General features: G+C 58.4%; 15 protein-coding genes. 2 read left to right on the forward strand and 13 right to left on the reverse strand.

Annotated features, from left to right (window positions below; translation table 11 throughout):
* The 13 genes from lpxA to rpsB all read right to left on the reverse strand — a co-directional run bounded on the left by lpxA (position 1) and on the right by rpsB (position 12862).
* Positions 1 to 777, reverse strand: coding sequence for an acyl-ACP--UDP-N-acetylglucosamine O-acyltransferase (lpxA, locus tag AC1DKH_RS08275; RefSeq protein WP_046041139.1), 777 nt, complete (start codon positions 775 to 777; stop codon positions 1 to 3).
* A complete protein-coding gene (gene fabZ, locus AC1DKH_RS08280) occupies positions 774 to 1214 on the reverse strand; it encodes a 3-hydroxyacyl-ACP dehydratase FabZ (RefSeq protein ID WP_007978374.1) in 441 nt (146 codons plus the stop codon). Before fabZ ends, lpxA begins: the two co-directional genes overlap by 4 nt.
* Positions 1215 to 1322: 108 nt before the next feature.
* Positions 1323 to 2378, reverse strand: a complete 1056-nt coding sequence (lpxD, locus tag AC1DKH_RS08285) for a UDP-3-O-(3-hydroxymyristoyl)glucosamine N-acyltransferase (protein WP_108216664.1) — start codon at positions 2376 to 2378, stop codon at positions 1323 to 1325.
* Between the two features lie 3 nt (positions 2379 to 2381).
* Positions 2382 to 2885, reverse strand: a complete 504-nt coding sequence (locus AC1DKH_RS08290; protein WP_046041136.1) for an OmpH/Skp family outer membrane protein — start codon at positions 2883 to 2885, stop codon at positions 2382 to 2384.
* Between the two features lie 45 nt (positions 2886 to 2930).
* Entirely contained in the window at positions 2931 to 5321 is a 2391-nt protein-coding gene (gene bamA / locus AC1DKH_RS08295; protein ID WP_477797915.1) for an outer membrane protein assembly factor BamA, read from the reverse strand.
* A 74-nt stretch (positions 5322 to 5395) separates the two neighbouring features.
* Positions 5396 to 6748 (reverse strand): sigma E protease regulator RseP, encoded by a 1353-nt coding sequence (gene rseP, locus AC1DKH_RS08300; RefSeq protein WP_477759818.1) that lies wholly within the window; start codon positions 6746 to 6748, stop codon positions 5396 to 5398.
* A gap of 53 nt (positions 6749 to 6801) precedes the next feature.
* Positions 6802 to 7992 (reverse strand): 1-deoxy-D-xylulose-5-phosphate reductoisomerase, encoded by a 1191-nt coding sequence (ispC, locus tag AC1DKH_RS08305; protein ID WP_477756750.1) that lies wholly within the window; start codon positions 7990 to 7992, stop codon positions 6802 to 6804.
* Positions 7989 to 8795, reverse strand: a complete 807-nt coding sequence (locus tag AC1DKH_RS08310) for a phosphatidate cytidylyltransferase (RefSeq protein WP_477759819.1) — start codon at positions 8793 to 8795, stop codon at positions 7989 to 7991. The genes ispC and AC1DKH_RS08310 overlap by 4 nt, the downstream gene beginning before the upstream one ends.
* The gene (gene uppS, locus AC1DKH_RS08315; RefSeq protein ID WP_477755110.1) at positions 8795 to 9550 is read right to left on the reverse strand and encodes a polyprenyl diphosphate synthase; all 756 of its coding nucleotides are present in this window, start codon (positions 9548 to 9550) and stop codon (positions 8795 to 8797) included. Before uppS ends, AC1DKH_RS08310 begins: the two co-directional genes overlap by 1 nt.
* Positions 9551 to 9563: 13 nt before the next feature.
* Entirely contained in the window at positions 9564 to 10121 is a 558-nt protein-coding gene (gene frr / locus AC1DKH_RS08320; RefSeq protein ID WP_477755109.1) for a ribosome recycling factor, read from the reverse strand.
* Positions 10118 to 10861 carry a UMP kinase gene (pyrH, locus tag AC1DKH_RS08325; RefSeq protein WP_108216656.1) on the reverse strand — a complete coding sequence of 248 codons (744 nt, stop codon included), beginning with the start codon at positions 10859 to 10861 and terminating at the stop codon, positions 10118 to 10120. Before pyrH ends, frr begins: the two co-directional genes overlap by 4 nt.
* A gap of 210 nt (positions 10862 to 11071) precedes the next feature.
* A complete protein-coding gene (gene tsf / locus AC1DKH_RS08330; RefSeq protein ID WP_477755108.1) occupies positions 11072 to 11935 on the reverse strand; it encodes a translation elongation factor Ts in 864 nt (287 codons plus the stop codon).
* Positions 11936 to 12124: 189 nt separating this feature from the next.
* A complete protein-coding gene (gene rpsB / locus AC1DKH_RS08335) occupies positions 12125 to 12862 on the reverse strand; it encodes a 30S ribosomal protein S2 (RefSeq protein WP_003222119.1) in 738 nt (245 codons plus the stop codon).
* 371 nt (positions 12863 to 13233) lie between these two features.
* Between rpsB and map the strand changes: the two genes are divergently transcribed.
* Both map and AC1DKH_RS08345 read left to right on the forward strand, forming a co-directional pair.
* The gene (map, locus tag AC1DKH_RS08340) at positions 13234 to 14016 is read left to right on the forward strand and encodes a type I methionyl aminopeptidase (protein WP_015093761.1); all 783 of its coding nucleotides are present in this window, start codon (positions 13234 to 13236) and stop codon (positions 14014 to 14016) included.
* A gap of 41 nt (positions 14017 to 14057) precedes the next feature.
* Positions 14058 to 16760 carry a [protein-PII] uridylyltransferase gene (locus AC1DKH_RS08345; protein WP_477797916.1) on the forward strand — a complete coding sequence of 901 codons (2703 nt, stop codon included), beginning with the start codon at positions 14058 to 14060 and terminating at the stop codon, positions 16758 to 16760.
* The last annotated feature ends 125 nt before the right edge of the window (positions 16761 to 16885 follow it).

The raw sequence follows: 16885 nt of genomic DNA on the forward strand, positions 1-16885 counted from the left end.
TTAGCGGGTAATGCCGCGGGTCGAAGACTGGATGGAGTCGCGGAACACCGCTACTTCCGGGAACTGCGCAGAAGGCTCGGCCAGTTCGACGAGCGCCTGTTCCACGGTCAGACCCTGGCGGTACACCACCTTGTAGGCACGACGCAGCGCGTGGATCGCATCTTCGCTGAAACCGCGACGGCGCATGCCCTCGAAGTTCATGCTACGGGCTTCGGCAGGGTTACCGAACACAGTGACATAGGCAGGAACATCCTTGCCGATCGCCGTCCCCATGCCTGAGAAGCTGTGGGCGCCAATGTGGCAATACTGGTGAACCAGGGTAAAACCGGAAAGGATTGCCCAGTCTTCCACATGCACATGGCCCGCCAGTGCAGTGTTGTTGACCAGGATGCAGTGGTTGCCGATAACGCTGTCGTGGCCGATGTGGGCATACGCCATGATCAGGTTGTGATCGCCCAGGGTCGTTTCCGAACGGTCCTGGATGGTGCCGCGGTGAATCGTCACGCCTTCACGGATGACGTTGTGATCACCGATCACCAGGCGGGTTTCCTCGCCCTTGTACTTCAGGTCAGGTGTGTCTTCGCCCACCGAGGAAAACTGGTAGATGCGATTGTGCTTACCGATTCGCGTCGGACCCTTGAGAATCACGTGTGGCCCGATGACTGTCCCCTCGCCGATTTCCACACCTGCGCCGACGATCGACCACGGGCCGACCTCGACGCCGTCAGCCAGAACGGCTGTCGGATCGATGATTGCACGAGGGTCAATCAAACTCATAGCTTGCGTTCCGCGCAGATGATTTCAGCGGAGCAGACAGGCTTGCCATCGACCGAAGCCTGGCATTCGAACTTCCAGATCTGACGCTTGCAGCTGATGAACTTGGCTTCAAGGATCAGCTGATCGCCTGGCAGAACCGGCTGGCGGAAGCGCAGCTTGTCCGAACCGACGAAGTAATAGAGCGTGCCGTCGGCCGGTTTCACGTCGAGCATTTTGAAACCAAGGATCCCGGCAGCCTGAGCCATTGCTTCGATGATCAATACGCCCGGCATGATTGGATGCGCAGGGAAGTGACCGTTGAAGAATGGTTCGTTGATGCTGACATTCTTGTAGGCACGAATGCGCTTGCCTTCAACATCCAGCTCCACTACCCGGTCCACCAGCAGGAACGGGTAACGGTGAGGCAGGTATTCGCGAATCTCGTTGATGTCCATCATTTCGGGGGGAAGCCTATGTAAAGATTGGGAGCGCGCGACTGACGCGCACCCCTCTAGCAAATCAAGGAGGCAGTCTAGCGGCTGTGCACACTTGATATGGAAATGGTATCAGCCATCTGATGAAGCATTACCGTCAGGGGTCACTTCCCCTACTTGCTTTTCCAGCTGGCGCAGACGTCGCGCGATGTCATCGAGCTGACGAATGCGTGCCGCGCTTTTGCGCCACTCGGCTGCCGGCTGCATGGCCGTACCGGAAGAATAGGCACCTGGCTCGGTAATCGAGTGGGTTACCATGGTCATCCCGGTAATGAAAACGTTGTCACAAATGTCGATGTGCCCCACCAGCCCTACGCCACCGGCGAGCATGCAGTGCTTGCCGATCCTGGTGCTGCCGGAGATCCCGACGCACGCCGCCATGGCGGTGTGATCACCGACCTGAACGTTGTGGGCAATTTGAATCTGGTTGTCGAGCTTCACACCGTTGCCGATGATGGTATCGGCCAGCGCGCCGCGATCTATAGCTGTATTCACGCCGATTTCAACGTCATCGCCGATCAACACGCCACCGATCTGGGCGATTTTCTGCCAGATACCTTTTTCATTGGCAAAACCAAAGCCTTCGCCTCCGAGCACCGCTCCGGACTGAATGACGACCCGTTTGCCGACGCGAACGTCGTGATACAGGGTCACACGCGGCGCGAGCCAGCCACCCTCACCCACCACGCTGCGAGCACCGATGAAGCAATGCGCGCCGACAGTCGTACCGGCTGCAACCTGCGCACCGCTTTCGATCACCACAAAAGCACCGATACTCGCCGCAGGATCGACTACCGCATCCGCAGCGATCACTGCCGTGGGATGTATGCCGGCAGCGGCCTTGGGCTTGGGATCGAACAGGTGAGAAACACGCGCGTAGGCTGCGTACGGATCCGGCACCACCAGCACATCCCCGCAATGACCTTCGGCGTCAGCGGCTTTGAGCAACAGCGCTGCAGCCTGACTGCCTGCCAGGTACTTACGGTATTGGGGGTTTGCAAGAAAGCTCAACTGAGCTGGGCCAGCCTCCTGCAAGGTGGCTAGCCCAGTAATTGCTTTCTCGGGGTCGCCACGTAGCGTGGCGCCGAGGAACTCGGCCAGCTGGCCGAGCTTAATGGTCACGGTCATGGGTTACTTCAGCTGATTCATGCGCTCGATAACCTGGCGAGTGATGTCGTACTGCGGCTTGACATCAATCACTGCGCCACGCTCGAAGACCAGGTCAAAAGCACCTTTCTTGATGACTTCTTCCACAGCGCTGTCCAGTTTCGGCTTGAGCTGTTTCAGCATTTCACGGTCGGCAACGGCTTTAGCTTCGTTCAGCTCCTTGGACTGGAACTGGAAGTCACGGGCCTTTTGCTTGAATTCAAGCTCCAGACGCTCCCGCTCGCCCTGCTGCATTTTGTCGCCACCGGCCATCAGGCGGTCCTGAATGCCCTTGGCGCTGGTTTCCAGCGCCTTGAGCTTGGTCAGCTGAGGACCGAACTTCTTCTCGGCATCCACGGCGTATTTCTTGGCCGCGTCAGACTCCAGCAAAGCCATCTGATAGTTCAGAACAGCAATTTTCATGTCGGCGAACGCCGGACCTGCTACCAGTACGGTCGCCAGGAGAACCAATTGAGTCAACTTACGCACGATGCACTCCTACAAAATCCATTGTCGTTATTTTGGGACAGACGCTTAGAACGTCTGGCCAAGAGAGAATTGGAACACTTGAGTCTCAGCGTTATCCGGTTTCTTGACTGGCATGGCCAACGCGAAACTCAGAGGACCCAGTGCGGTGACCCACGTCACACCTACACCGACGGAACTGGCCAGGTTGCTCAGACTGACATCGTTGCACTGCGTGTTGGACTTCGACGCAGGGTTGGTATTGGTCGTCTGCTCGCACTTGGAGTCGAACACGTTACCCACATCCCAGAATACCGAGGTACGCAGGGATCGTTGATCCTTGACGAATGGCAGCGGGAACAGAACCTCAGCACCACCTTGAATCAGGACGTTACCACCGAACGGCAGTGGATCCTGGTCCGGGTCAGCAAGAGTACCCGGGTTGCCAGTGCTGAGTGCGCCGCGGCTCGGAGTACTACGCGGCCCCAATGTACTGTCCTTGAAGCCACGAACCGAGTTGAAACCACCAGCATAGTAGTTTTCATAGAATGGCAAGCCATCGGTCGAACCGTAACCGTCGCCATAACCCAATTCGGTGTGCAAGCGCATGGTGTAGTTGTCAGACAATGGCTGGAACAACTGGCCACGGTAATCGAGTTTGAAGAACGACAGGTCGCTACCCGGTACGGTAACTTCCGCCGTCAAGCTTTGAGAATGACCACGGGTCGCCAATACGCCTTTGTTCAAGGTGGACTCGGACCAGCCGGCCGAAGCCTTGAAGTTCAGGTACTGATCGCCTTCACGGTTAACGAAGTCGAAAATCTCGTCGACGGTGTATTGACCGGTCTTGATCTTGTCCTGTTGCCCAGTCAGGCCGAAGGTCAGGCGCGAAGTCTCGCTGATCGGGTAGCCGACGCTCACCCCTGCACCCAGGCTATCCACGGCATAGCTCGCTACATCGACGTCGAGGTCGTTGTAGTCGGTGGTGCGGTAGAAGGCGTTGTAACCCAGGCTCACGCCATCAGCCGTCCAGTAGGGGTCGACAAAACCAAAGTTGTAACGCGTCTGGTACTGGCTTTTGGTCAAGCCGACGCTGACCTTGTTACCGGTACCCAGGAAGTTGTTCTGGGTGATCGAGCCACCGAGGATCAGACCGGCACTCTGGGCGAAACCGACGCTGGCGGTAATCGAACCGGAGGCTTGCTCTTCAACGCTGTAGTTGACGTCCACCTGGTCATCGACACCCGGCACGGCCGGGGTTTCAACGTTGACTTCCTTGAAGAAACCCAGACGTTCCAGACGGGTCTTGGATTGGTCGATCAGGTAGGTCGAAGCCCAGCCGCCTTCCATCTGGCGCATTTCACGACGCAGCACTTCGTCTTCGGACTTGGTGTTGCCACGGAAGTTGATGCGGTTCACGTAAGCACGCTTGCCCGGATCGACCGCGAACAGGATGTCTACGGTGTGATCTTCATCGTGCGGTTGAGGCACGCCATTGACGTTGGCGAAGGTATAGCCCTCGTTACCCAGACGGCGGGTGATCAGTTCGGAGGTGGTGGTCATCAGCTTGCGCGAGAACACCTGGCCTTTTTGCACCAGCAGCAGGGACTTGACCTGGTCTTCAGGGACTTTCAGGTCGCCACTGAGTTTGACGTCACGAACGGTGTATTTCTCGCCTTCGTTGACGTTGACGGTGATGTAGACGTGTTTCTTGTCCGGCGTAATGGATACCTGGGTCGAAGCGATATCCATGTTGATATAGCCACGGTCCAGGTAGTAGGAACGCAGACGCTCCAGGTCACCGGACAGTTTTTCACGGGCGTACTTGTCGTCGTTCTTGAAGAACGACAACCAGTTGGTGGTCTTGAGTTCGAACAGGTCGATCAGGTCTTCATCGGGGAAAACCGTGTTGCCCACCACGTTGATGTGCTGGATAGCGGCAACCGTACCTTCGTTGATGTTGACCTTCAGGCCAACGCGGTTACGCGGTTGCGGCACCACTTCGGTGTCGACGGTAGCCGAGTAGCGACCCTGGGCGACGTACTGGCGCTGCAGTTCGTTACGAACACCTTCAAGGGTGGCACGCTGGAATATCTCGCCTTCGGCCAGACCGGATTGCTTGAGGCCTTTCATCAGGTCTTCGGTAGAGATCGCCTTGTTACCTTCGATCTCGATACTGGCAACAGACGGGCGCTCGACTACCGTGATGACCAGGACGTTGCCATCGCGGCCCAGCTGGATATCTTGAAAGAAACCGGTTTTGAACAACGCACGAGTGGATTCCACCAGGCGACGATCATCCGCCTGTTCACCGACGTTCAACGGCAAAGCACCAAAGACGCTACCCGCGGAGACCCGCTGAAGGCCATTGACGCGAATATCAGAGATAGTGAAGGACTCGGCGTGAACTTCGGCGATCATCAATACGGTGAGAACCGCAGTTAGCAGCAGACGTTTCATGAAGTCCTTTCTTATTCCAACTGGCAATAAACAAACTGCCGCAAAATGCGGCAGATTCGCAATTCAGCGAAGCGTTACAGTCGACCCAGATCATTGATCAGAGCAAGCAACATCACCCCGATCACCAAACTGATACCGATCTGTATCCCCCAACCTTGCACCCGATCCGACAAGGGACGACCACGCGCCCACTCGATCAGATAAAACAACAAATGCCCCCCATCCAGTACCGGAATGGGCAACAAATTCAGAACGCCCAGGCTAATACTCAGATAAGCAAGGAAATTCAGGAAGTCAGCAACGCCCGACTGGGCCGAAGCGCCCGCCACTTTAGCAATGGTTATCGGTCCACTCAAGTTTTTTACCGAGAGCTCGCCGAACAACATTTTCTTCAGAGAATCAAGGGTCAGCACGCTCATGGTCCAGGTGCGTCGAGCCCCCTCGCCAATCGCTGCCAATGGCCCGTAACTGACCTCGCGGATCATTTCCGGTGGCCAATCGACCGCCTTCACCCCCGCCCCCAGGTATCCGCTGGGTGATTTGCGCTCGCCGCGAGCGGCCAGCGTCACCGGGACGTCGATTTGAGCACCGTCGCGCTCAACCCGCAGCATGATTTTGGTATCAGGATGCATACGGACGGTATCGACGACCTGCTGCCAGTCATCCAGCGTACGACCATCAAGCTCCAGCAACCGGTCACCCGTCTTCAGGCCGGCAGCCTGAGCTGGCCCCTTTGGATCGAGTTCAGCCAGGACAGGCGGCAATGCCGGGCGCCACGGGCGAATCCCCAATGAGTGGATAGGGTCAGGCTCGTCAGCCCCTTTGAGCCATTTGTTCAGCGCAAGTTCACGAGGAGAATCAGCCGTGCCCCCCTGTTCGCGAACCATTATCTGCAACGAGCCGCTTTCACCCAGGCGACGAACCAATTGCAGGTTCACCTCCGCCCAGCCGGAAGTCGCCTCACCATCAATGGCCACGATTTCCTGGCCGGGGCTCAAACCCGCCTTGGCCGCAATACTGCCGGACTCGACAGCCCCGATGACTGGACGCACCTGCTCGCTGCCGAGCATTGCCAAACCCCAGAAGAACACCAATGCCAGCAGGAAATTGGCTATCGGCCCTGCAGCTACAATGGCAATGCGCTGACGAACGGATTTGCGATTGAAGGTCTGGCCGAGCTGATCGAGGGGGACTTCACCCTCGCGCTCGTCGAGCATTTTGACGTAGCCGCCCAACGGGATCGCGGCGACGACGAATTCGGTGCCTTGCTTGTCGTGCCAGCGCAGCAAAGGCATGCCGAAGCCTACGGAGAAGCGCAGCACTTTGACCCCACAACGACGCGCGACCCAAAAATGGCCGAACTCGTGGAAGGTAACCAGCACACCCAGAGCGACCAGGGTGCCGACAATCATATAGAGCGCGCTCATCTACTTTCTCCGCAATCCGATCCGCTGCTGCCTGGGTCAACTATCCGCAGCATTTAGCGCCCGTGACGACTCAACCATTGTCCGGCCAGCAATCGCGCCTTCGCGTCCGCCGTGAACACTGCCTCGAGATCACCCACTGCTACTACGGGCTCAAGATTCAATACTTCTTCGATGATACTCGCGATTTCCGGGTAACGAACCCGTTCGTCGAGAAATGCCGCCACCGCCACTTCGTTCGCCGCATTGAGCATCGCCGGCGCGCTGTTCCCCGCCTCGGCCGCCTGACGGGCCAAACGCAGGCAAGGGAAACGTTCTTCATCCGGTGCCTGAAAATCCAGCCGTGCAATGGCAAACAGATCCAGCGGAGCCACACCCGAGTCAATCCGCTCCGGCCAGGCCAGGGCATTGGCGATGGGCGTGCGCATGTCCGGATTACCCAACTGCGCCAGAACAGAACCATCGACGTAGTCGACCAGCGAATGGATCACACTTTGCGGGTGAACCACCACCTCGACCTGGGATGGCCTGGCATCGAACAGCCAGCAGGCTTCGATCAACTCAAGCCCCTTGTTCATCATGCTGGCCGAGTCAACGGAGATTTTTCGCCCCATGGACCAGTTCGGGTGCGCACACGCCTGATCGGGAGAAACATGCGCCAGTTCAGCTATTGGCGTCTGCCGGAACGGACCGCCGGAAGCTGTCAGCAGAATCCGACGTACACCGACCGCCTCGAGGCCACGGGCATAATCGAGCGGCATGCACTGAAAAATCGCGTTGTGCTCGCTATCGATCGGCAGCAACACCGAACCGCTCTTGCGCACCGCCTGCATAAACAGCGCGCCGGACATGACCAGTGCTTCTTTATTGGCCAGGAGGATCTTTTTGCCAGCCTCGACCGCCGCCAGTGTCGGGCGCAATCCCGCTGCACCGACGATGGCCGCCATGACCGTATCGACTTCCGGATCGGAAGCGACCTGACACAAACCTTCCTCACCCACCAGAACACGGGTCGAAAGACCGGCCGCGCGCAAATCATCCTGCAAGGTGCGGGCAGCAGCGACCTCAGGCACGACAGCAAATCGCGGCACATGGCGCACGCACAGCGCCAGCAATTCACTCAAGCGGCTGAAGCCACTCAAGGCAAAGACCTGATAACGGTCAGGATGGCGAGCGATGACGTCGAGCGTACTCAGGCCAATCGAGCCGGTCGCACCCAGAACGGTAATCTGTTGCGAGCGGCTCATGGGGCCGCCATCCACAGCAGCACGGCAAATACCGGAATCGCTGCTGTCAGGCTGTCGATACGATCCAGCACGCCGCCGTGCCCCGGAAGCAGATTGCTGCTGTCCTTGATCCCGGACTGGCGCTTGAACATGCTCTCAGTGAGGTCGCCCACCACCGAAATGAACACGATCAGCGCGGCACCGATCAGCCCTTTGAGCAGCTCGGCCACCGTCCAGTCGCGCACCAGGGCAACCATTGCGGTAATCACCAGACTCAGCGCCAGACCACCGTACACGCCTTCCCAGCTCTTGCCCGGACTGACCTGCGGTGCGAGCTTGCGCTTGCCGAAAGCACGACCAGAGAAGTAGGCGCCAACATCGGCCCCCCAGACCAACACCATCACCGCCATGATCAGCCAGTTACCCAGCGGGTATTGCTTGATCTGCACCAGACCTTGCCAGGCCGGCAGGAGAATCAACAGGCCGATCACCAACCTGGTCGCCGCATTGGACCAATGCTCGCTCGAATGCGGATAGGTCAGCACCAGATACGTCGCCACCGCCCACCACAACACCGAAGCACCCAATACCCAAGGCGCGAGGCCGGGCAGGATGTACATGAGGAACAGTGCAAAAGCGACCAAGGCGGCATAGCCGACGCGGAACGCCTGAGCGGCGAAACCCGCCAGGCGCGCCCACTCCCAGGCACCCAGGGTCACGACCAGCCCGATGAACAGTGCAAAACCGAAACCTTCAAGCAGGAAAAACCCGCACAGGGCAATCGGCAGCAGGATCAGCGCGGTGATGATTCGTTGTTTAAGCATTAAACCCGGGCTCCAGCCTCGACCTGCTCGCTCGTTTTACCGAAGCGGCGCTGGCGGGAAGCGAAATCGGCCAGCGCATTGCGCATGGCATCGTGTTTGAAGTCCGGCCAGAACAGGTCGGAAAAATACAACTCGGCATAGGCCAGTTGCCAGAGCAGGAAGTTGCTGATGCGGCGCTCGCCACCGGTACGGATACACAGGTCCGGCAACGGCAGGTCGCCCGTGACCAGGCAGGTCTGCAGCAGACCAGGTGTGATGTCTTCCGGACGCAAGTGCCCGGCCTGAACTTCTCGCGCCAGTCGTTGCGCAGCTTGCGCGATATCCCACTGACCGCCGTAATTGGCGGCGATCTGCAGGATAAAACGATTGGCGCCAACCGTCATGGCCTCGGCTTCACGCATGGCAGCCTGCAGCTCCGGATGAAAACGCGAGCGGTCACCAATGATGCGCAGGCTGATGTTGTTGTCGTTGAGGCGCTTGGCCTCACGACGCAGCGCCCTGAAGAACAGATCCATCAAGGCGCTGACCTCATCGGCCGGACGCTGCCAGTTCTCGCTGGAAAAGGCGAACAGGGTCAACACTTCGACCTTGGCCTCGGCACAAACCTCAATGACCGCACGCACCGCATCCACACCCGCTTTATGCCCGGCGACACCCGGCATAAAGCGCTTTTTCGCCCAGCGATTGTTACCATCCATGATAATCGCGACATGGCGCGGCACCGCGGACGGTGCAGTCTGCTTGGTCTTTTCCATGAAAACGCGACCCTTATACGGCCATCAGGTCTTTTTCTTTTTCTGCCAGCTTCGCGTCGATTTCGGCCACGAACTTCTTGGTCAGATCGTCAATCTCGCCAGTGGCGCGACGCTCTTCGTCTTCGCTGATTTCTTTTTCCTTGACCAGATCTTTCAGCGAACTGTTGGCATCACGACGGATGTTACGCACCGCTACACGGGCATCCTCAGCAACGTCGCGAGCCTGCTTGGTGAAGCCACGACGGGTTTCTTCAGTCAGCGCCGGCATGCTGATCAGCAGCAACTCGCCAAGGTTGGTCGGGTTCAGGTTCAGACCAGCACTGCCGATCGCCTTGTCGACAGCACCCAGCATGTTGCGCTCGAAGGCGACGACTTGCAGGGTACGGGCGTCCTTGACGGAGATGTTGGCCACTTGCTTGATCGGAGTGTCGGCGCCGTAGTACGGCACCATCACGCCTTCCAGGATGCTCGGGTGCGCCTGGCCGGTACGAATACGACCGAAGTTGTGCGCCAGCGATTCCACGGACTTCTGCATGCGCTCTTTAGCGTCTTTCTTGATTTCGTTGATCATTGTTCGCCTTCCTCGATCAGGGTTCCTTCAGCGCCGCCATGCACGATGTTCAGCAGGGCGCCGGGCTTGTTCATGTTAAATACGCGTAGCGGCATCTTGTGGTCGCGGCACAGGCAAATGGCCGTCAGATCCATCACACCCAGCTTGCGATCCAGCACTTCATCGTAGGTCAGATGATCGAACTTCTCGGCATGCGGGTCTTTGAACGGGTCAGCGGTGTAGACGCCATCGACCTTGGTCGCCTTGAGCACGACATCGGCATCGATTTCGATTGCACGCAGGCAGGCAGCCGAATCCGTCGTAAAGAACGGGTTACCCGTACCGGCCGCGAAAATCACCACGTCCTTGGAGTTCAAGTGGCGCATGGCCTTGCGGCGATCGTAGTGATCGGTCACGCCTACCATGGAAATGGCCGACATCACGATGGCCGAGATATTGGCACGTTCCAGCGCGTCGCGCATTGCCAGGGCGTTCATCACAGTGGCCAGCATGCCCATGTGGTCGCCGGTAACCCGATCCATGCCCGCCGCGCTGAGCGCCGCGCCGCGGAACAGGTTGCCACCACCGATGACCAGACCGACCTGAACACCGATGCCGACCAGTTGGCCAACTTCCAATGCCATGCGATCCAGAACTTTCGGGTCGATCCCGAACTCTTCCGAGCCCATCAGGGCCTCGCCGCTAAGCTTGAGTAGAATGCGTTTATAGCGAGCCTGATAACCACTGCCCTGCTGAGCCATTGCGAATCTCTCCTGCGGCGTATTTTAAAAATTCTTTGCGAGCTGTTTACAGCTGGCGCTCAATCTAGCTTGGCGCTGCTTCAGCGCCATCGGAACATGGCTTTGTAAGCCAGTTCCAAAAGGAAACCAAATAAAAATTGGTGCCCCATCTGAAAAGAGGCTGCGCGCGTAAGCGGGCAGCCTCTTCTGGGCGACAGTTAAAAAACCGTCTTATTGCTTGGCGGCAGCCAGCTGGGCAGCAACTTCTTCTGCGAAGTTGTCCACTGGCTTCTCGATGCCTTCGCCTACCTTGAAGTAAGTGAAGGAAACGATTTCAGCGCCGGCTTTCTTGGCCAAGGCACCCACGGTGACTTCCGGGTTCATGACGAAAGCTTGCTCGACCAGGCTGGCTTCAGCCAGGAACTTGGTGATACGACCAGCAATCATCTTCTCGACGATTTCAGCTGGCTTGCCTTTCATCTTGTCTTCGTTCAAGGTCAGGAAAACGCCCTTCTCGCGCTCGATGGCCTCTGGCGAAACCTGCGATGGCAGCAGGAACTCAGGGTTGCTTGCCGCCACGTGCATGGCGATCTCTTTGGCCAGCTGAACATCGCCGCCCTTGAGAACAACAGCAACACCGATCTTGTTACCGTGCAGGTAGGTGCCGACTACGTCACCCTCTACGCGTACCAGGCGACGAATGTTGACGTTTTCGCCAACTTTGGCCACCAGGGCTTCACGAGCCGATTCCTGAGCGGCGATCAGCGGAGCTGCGTCGGTCAGTTTTTCGTCGAAGGCTTTTTCTACGCTGGCAGCAACGAAGTTTTTGAAGTCGTCTTGCAGGGCCAGGAAGTCGGTCTGCGAGTTCACTTCCAGCAGCACGGCTACCTTGTCGTCAGCCTTGATGGCGATAGCGCCTTCAGCGGCAACGTTGCCGGCTTTCTTGGCAGCCTTGATGGCGCCCGAAGCACGCATGTCATCAATGGCTTTCTCGATGTCGCCGCCAGCCTTGGTCAAGGCCTTTTTGCAATCCATCATGCCTTCGCCGGTACGCTCGCGCAGTTCTTTGACCAACGCTGCAGTAATCTCTGCCATTTCAAAATCCTCTTGGATAGGTTTTCAACCATTCCACCCGATCGAACGGGCGATCAATTCTTCCCGAACCACCCTTGTTAGCTGCCGCACGTTACAGATAGAGCAGTGGGCGCCGACAAATGGTTTTCGAGGTGGCAAAAAGGGGGCCAAGCCCCCTTTTTGCTTACTGAGTCAACGCCAAGGCGTCAATTACTCAGCTGCAGCCTGAGTTTCTTCAGCTGCGAACTCAACGGTGCCGCCGGCAACATTGTTGCGACCGCGGATGACAGCGTCAGCCATCGAACCCATGTACAGCTGGATAGCGCGGATTGCGTCATCGTTGCCTGGGATGATGTAGTCAACGCCTTCCGGGCTGCTGTTGGTATCGACTACGCCGATAACCGGGATGCCCAGTTTGTTGGCTTCGGTGATCGCGATGCGCTCGTGATCAACGTCGATAACGAACAGAGCGTCTGGCAGACCGCCCATGTCCTTGATACCACCCAGGGAACGATCCAGCTTTTCCAGGTCACGGGAGCGCATCAGCGCTTCTTTCTTGGTCAGCTTGGCGAAAGTACCGTCTTCGGCTTGAACTTCAAGGTCACGCAGACGCTTGATGGAAGCACGGATGGTTTTGAAGTTGGTCAGCATGCCGCCCAACCAGCGGTGATCGACGTACGGCGAACCGCAACGTGCCGCTTCTTCAGCAACGATCTTGCCAGCGGAACGCTTGGTGCCGACGAACAGAATCTTGTTTTTGCCCTGGGCCAGACGCTCTACGAAAGTCAGAGCTTCGTTGAACATTGGCAGGGTTTTTTCAAGGTTGATGATGTGGATCTTGTTACGCGCGCCGAAAATGTACTTGCCCATTTTCGGGTTCCAGTAACGGGTCTGGTGACCGAAGTGCACACCGGCCTTCAGCATATCGCGCATGTTGACTTGGGACATGATAGTTCCTTAATAAGTCGGGTTTGGCCTCCACGTATCCCAATGACCAACCAGCAGCATCAGCTGAAGGCACCCAGGTCATCGTGTCGACACGTGTGTGGATTTAGGCTTTTCGGGACATCCCCGGAAAGCGGCGCATTTTATATCACAAGGCAGGGCAAAACGGAACCCGGATTCTGAAATCCTGGCGGACGCTTTGCTCCATCCCTTGGAATCCGCCAAGAATGCACCATTCTATAGAGAGAAGCGATGCACACAGGCGCAGATTTGCGCTGATCGTCTGGTAGAATCGCATTTTTCAGGGCTGCGAAGATCAATCGCGCAACGCCCTTTCCGTTTAGAAAGCGCCGCCTGGCGCAGAGAGAGCCTGTATGACCGTCACCCTCAAAACCCCCGAGGATATCGCCAAAATGCGTATCGCCGGCAAACTGGCCGCCGATGTGCTGGAAATGATTGCCGAACATGTCAAGCCGGGTGTTACCACCGATCAGTTGAACCAGATCTGCCACGACTACATCGTCAATGAGCAGAAAGCCATCCCTGCCCCGCTCAACTACAAGGGCTATCCGAAGTCGATCTGCACGTCGATCAACCACGTTGTCTGCCACGGCATCCCGAACGACAAGCCGCTGAAAGATGGCGACACCCTGAACATCGACGTCACCGTCATCAAGGACGGTTACCACGGCGACACCAGCCGCATGTTCCACGTCGGCACCGTGCCGGTCTGGGCCGAGCGCCTGTCCCAGGTCACCCAGGAATGCATGTACAAGGCGATTGAAATCGTCAAACCCGGCTGCCGCCTGGGCGACATCGGCGAAATCATCCAGAAGCACGCTGAAAAGAACGGTTTCTCGGTGGTTCGCGAATTCTGCGGCCACGGTATCGGCAAGGTGTTCCACGAAGAACCGCAGATCCTGCATTACGGCCGCGCTGGCACCGGCATGGAACTCAAGGCCGGCATGACCTTCACCATCGAGCCGATGATCAACCAGGGCCGTGCCGACACCAAGGTACTGGGCGACGGCTGGACCGCGATCACCAAGGACCGCAAGCTCTCGGCACAGTGGGAACATACCCTCCTGGTGACCGAAACCGGTTACGAGATCTTCACCCTGCGCAGCGATGACACCATCCCTCGCGTTTCGGCCTGATCCCGCCACCGAACCTCGCCTATAGAAAGGAAAGCCAATCGATGCCGCAGGTGGATCCCGAACTCTTCGACCGAGGCCAGTTCCAGGCTGAACTGGCCCTGAAGGCAAGCCCGATCGCGGCTTTCAAGAAGGCGATCCGCCAGGCCCGCGAAGTGCTCGACACGCGCTTTCGCGATGGCCGGGACATTCGCCGGCTGATCGAGGATCGCGCCTGGTTCGTCGATAACATCCTGCAAAAGGCCTGGGAGCAGTTCAGCTGGAGCGAGGACGCCGACATCGCGCTGGTCGCGGTCGGCGGCTACGGCCGTGGTGAATTGCACCCTTACTCCGATATCGATTTGCTGATCCTGCTGGACAGCGCCGACCACGAAGTTTTCCGCGATTCCATCGAGCGTTTTCTGACGCTGCTGTGGGACATCGGCCTGGAGGTCGGTCAGAGCGTTCGCTCGGTCGAGGAGTGCGCCGTCGAGGCCCGCGCCGACCTGACGGTCGTCACCAACCTGATGGAAAGCCGCACCATCGCCGGCCCCGAGCATCTGCGCCAGCGCATGCTGGACGTCACCAGCACCGGACACATGTGGCCGAGCAAGGACTTCTTCCTGGCCAAGCGTGCCGAACAAAAGGCCCGCCACCACAAGTACAACGACACCGAATACAACCTGGAACCCAACGTCAAAGGCTCACCCGGCGGCCTGCGGGATATCCAGACGATTCTGTGGGTGGCCCGTCGCGAGTACGGCACCCTGAACCTGCGGGCACTGGCTGGCGAAGGATTCCTGGTCGAGAGTGAAAACGCCCTGCTCGCCTCCTCCCAGGAGTTCCTGTGGAAGGTTCGCTATGCCCTGCACATGCTCGCCGGCCGTTCCGAAGACCGCCTGCTGTTCGATCACCAGCGCACCATTGCCGGGCTGCTGGGCTTCAAAGGCGACGACGCCAAGCAAGCCATCGAAAACTTCATGCAGCAGTATTACCGGGTGGTCATGAGCATCGCCCAGCTCAGCGACCTGATCATCCAGCACTTCGAGGAAGTCATCCTCGCACCGGAAGACGAAGCCCCACCGCAGCCGATCAACTCGCGCTTCCAGTTGCATGACGGTTATATCGAGGCACGCAATAACAACGTCTTCCGCCGCACGCCGTTCGCGATGCTCGAAATCTTCGTGCTGATGGCCCAGCAGCCGGAAATCAAGGGCGTGCGCGCCGATACCATTCGTCTGCTGCGGGAAAACCGTCACCTGATCGACGACGATTTCCGCAACGACATTCGCAATACCAGCCTGTTTATCGAACTGTTCAAATGCAAGATCGGTATCCACCGCAACCTGCGGCGGATGAACCGGTACGGCATCCTGGGGCGCTATCTGCCCGAATTCGGTTTTATCGTCGGGCAGATGCAGCATGACCTGTTCCACATCTATACGGTCGACGCGCACACCCTGAACCTGATCAAACACCTGCGTAAGTTGCAGTACACCCAGGTGTCGGAAAAATTCCCGCTGGCCAGCAAGCTCATGGGCAAGCTGCCCAAACCCGAGCTGATTTACATGGCCGGCCTGTACCACGACATAGGCAAAGGCCGGCATGGCGACCACTCGGACATCGGCGCGGTCGATGCCGAGGCGTTTTGCCAGCGCCATCAGCTGCCAGTGTGGGACAGCCGCCTGATCGTGTGGCTGGTGCAAAACCACCTGGTGATGTCGACCACCGCCCAGCGCAAAGATTTGTCCGACCCGCAGGTGATCCACGATTTCGCCCAGATCGTCGGCGACGAAACCCGTCTCGACTACCTCTATGTGCTGACCGTCTCCGACATCAACGCGACCAACCCGACCCTGTGGAATTCCTGGCGCGCCAGCCTGCTGCGCCAGCTCTACACCGAGACCAAGCGCGCCCTGCGTCGCGGCCTGGAAAACCCGGTGGATCGCGAAGAGCAGATCCGCCAGACCCAGAGCGCCGCCCTGGATATCCTGGTGCGCGGCGGCACCGACCCGGACGATGTCGAGCAACTGTGGGCGCAGTTGGGTGATGACTATTTCCTGCGTCACACCGCCGGCGACGTCGCCTGGCACAGCGACGCGATCCTCCAGCAACCGGCCGACGGCGGGCCACTGGTACTGATCAAGGAAACCACCCAGCGCGAGTTCGAAGGCGGTACGCAGATCTTCATCTATGCCCCGGACCAGCACGACTTCTTTGCCGTGACCGTGGCGGCGATGGACCAGCTCAACCTTAACATTCACGACGCCCGGGTCATCACCTCCAGCAGCCAGTTCACCCTCGACACCTATATCGTGCTCGACACCGACGGCGACTCGATTGGCGACAATCCGGCGCGGGTTAAACAGATCCGCGAGGGTCTGACCGAAGCCCTGCGCAACCCGGACGACTACCCGACCATCATCCAGCGCCGGGTGCCGCGCCAGCTCAAGCATTTCGCCTTTGCACCGCAGGTGACGATCCACAACGACGCCCAGCGCCCAGTGACGGTGCTGGAACTCACGGCGCCCGACCGCCCGGGCCTGCTGGCGCGGATTGGCACGATCTTCCTGGAGTTCGATCTGTCGCTGCAGAACGCCAAGATCGCCACCCTCGGCGAGCGCGTGGAAGACGTGTTCTTCATCACCGACGCCAACAATCAGCCGTTGTCCGACCCGCTGCTGTGCAGCCGCCTGCAGGATGCGATCGTCGAACAACTGAGCGTCAACCAGGAACCTGATATCAAACTGTCGCGAATCAGCATCTGAACCAACAACGCGAGCCTGCCCTTTGTAGGAGCTGGCTTGCCAGCGATGGACTAAAGAGCGCCGCGCTTACCCAGTAAGCACGCGTTATCGTTGACGACCATCGCTGGCAAGCCAGCTCCTACAGG

This window comes from Pseudomonas sp. 05L36, assembly GCF_056398125.1.

Excerpts from the sequence above, each read along its gene's own strand:
- AC1DKH_RS08310 (WP_477759819.1), bottom strand. The coding sequence starts at position 8,795 with ATGCTTAAACAACGAATCATCACCGCGCTGATCCTGCTGCCGATTGCC.
- tsf (WP_477755108.1), bottom strand. The coding sequence starts at position 11,935 with ATGGCAGAGATTACTGCAGCGTTGGTCAAAGAACTGCGCGAGCGTACC.
- lpxD (WP_108216664.1), bottom strand. The coding sequence starts at position 2,378 with ATGACCGTGACCATTAAGCTCGGCCAGCTGGCCGAGTTCCTCGGCGCC.
- fabZ (WP_007978374.1), bottom strand. The coding sequence starts at position 1,214 with ATGATGGACATCAACGAGATTCGCGAATACCTGCCTCACCGTTACCCG.
- pyrH (WP_108216656.1), bottom strand. The coding sequence starts at position 10,861 with ATGGCTCAGCAGGGCAGTGGTTATCAGGCTCGCTATAAACGCATTCTA.
- ispC (WP_477756750.1), bottom strand. The coding sequence starts at position 7,992 with ATGAGCCGCTCGCAACAGATTACCGTTCTGGGTGCGACCGGCTCGATT.
- rpsB (WP_003222119.1), bottom strand. The coding sequence starts at position 12,862 with ATGTCCCAAGTCAACATGCGCGATATGCTGAAGGCCGGTGTGCACTTC.
- map (WP_015093761.1), top strand. The coding sequence starts at position 13,234 with ATGACCGTCACCCTCAAAACCCCCGAGGATATCGCCAAAATGCGTATC.
- lpxA (WP_046041139.1), bottom strand. The coding sequence starts at position 777 with ATGAGTTTGATTGACCCTCGTGCAATCATCGATCCGACAGCCGTTCTG.
- uppS (WP_477755110.1), bottom strand. The coding sequence starts at position 9,550 with ATGGAAAAGACCAAGCAGACTGCACCGTCCGCGGTGCCGCGCCATGTC.
- rseP (WP_477759818.1), bottom strand. The coding sequence starts at position 6,748 with ATGAGCGCGCTCTATATGATTGTCGGCACCCTGGTCGCTCTGGGTGTG.
- bamA (WP_477797915.1), bottom strand. The coding sequence starts at position 5,321 with ATGAAACGTCTGCTGCTAACTGCGGTTCTCACCGTATTGATGATCGCC.
- AC1DKH_RS08345 (WP_477797916.1), top strand. The coding sequence starts at position 14,058 with ATGCCGCAGGTGGATCCCGAACTCTTCGACCGAGGCCAGTTCCAGGCT.
- frr (WP_477755109.1), bottom strand. The coding sequence starts at position 10,121 with ATGATCAACGAAATCAAGAAAGACGCTAAAGAGCGCATGCAGAAGTCC.